Genomic DNA, 1,204 nt, shown 5'->3' on the forward strand with positions numbered 1-1,204 from the left:
CCCCACCTGGGGCATCTACAGCGGCTACGAACTCTGCGAGAACACCCCCCTGCGCGAAGGCAGCGAGGAATACCTCGACTCGGAGAAGTACCAGCTCAAACCCCGCGACTGGGCCGCCGCCGCCCGCGAGGGCCGCACCATCGCCCCCCTCATCACCCGCCTCAACACCATCCGCCGCGACCACCCCGCGCTGCACCGGCTCAGGAACCTCCGCTTCCATCGGATCGACAACGACGCGCTCATCGCGTACAGCAAGCGCGCGGGGTCCGACGTCGTGCTGGTGGTCGCCAACCTCGACCCCCACCACACCCAGGAGGCGACGGTCTCGTTGGACATGCCGCAACTCGGCCTGGACTGGCACGAGTCGGTTCCGGTGCGCGACGAACTCACCGGCGAGACCTACCACTGGGGCAGGACGAACTACGTGCGCCTGGAGCCCGGCCGGGCCCCCGCGCACGTCTTCCACGTCCAGGGGGCGTCCGCCGCCGCGCTTCGGAACGAAGGGCCGGCAGCCTCATGATCGTCAACGAGCCCGTGCCGGACACCTTCGAGGACACACCCGCCAAGGACCGGGACCCGGACTGGTTCAAACGAGCCGTCTTCTACGAGGTCCTCGTCCGCTCCTTCCAGGACAGCAACGGCGACGGCGTCGGCGACCTCAAAGGCCTCACCGCCAAACTGGACTACCTGCAATGGCTGGGCGTGGACTGCCTCTGGCTCCCGCCCTTCTTCACATCACCCCTCAGGGACGGCGGCTACGACGTCAGCGACTACACCGCCGTCCTGCCCGAGTTCGGCGACCTCGCCGACTTCGTCGAGTTCGTCGACGCCGCCCACCAGCGCGGCATGCGCGTGATCATCGACTTCGTCATGAACCACACCAGCGACCAGCACCCGTGGTTCCAGGAATCACGCAACAACCCCGACGGCCCCTACGGCGACTACTACGTCTGGGCGGACGACGACAAACAGTTCCAGGACGCCCGCATCATCTTCGTCGACACCGAGGCCTCCAACTGGACCCACGACGCCGTCCGCGGCCAGTACTACTGGCACCGCTTCTTCTCCCACCAGCCCGACCTCAACTACGAGAACCCCGCCGTCCAGGAGGAAATGCTCGCCGCCCTCAAATTCTGGCTCGACCTCGGCATCGACGGCTTCAGACTGGACGCCGTCCCCTACCTCTACCAAGAGGAAGGCACCA

Annotated in this window: 2 protein-coding genes; both read left to right on the forward strand. The window is 66.8% G+C overall.

Features of this window, described 5'->3' with window-relative positions:
• The coding region (locus KUM32_RS33150) for a DUF3459 domain-containing protein (protein WP_217145630.1) at window positions 1-520 on the forward strand (520 nt) is incomplete at its 5' end.
• A partial coding sequence (locus tag KUM32_RS33155; protein WP_254406485.1) for an alpha-amylase family glycosyl hydrolase occupies window positions 517-1,204 on the forward strand: 688 nt, incomplete at its 3' end. The genes KUM32_RS33150 and KUM32_RS33155, both read left to right, overlap by 4 nt.

The organism is Streptomyces sp. AC627_RSS907 (assembly GCF_019049165.1).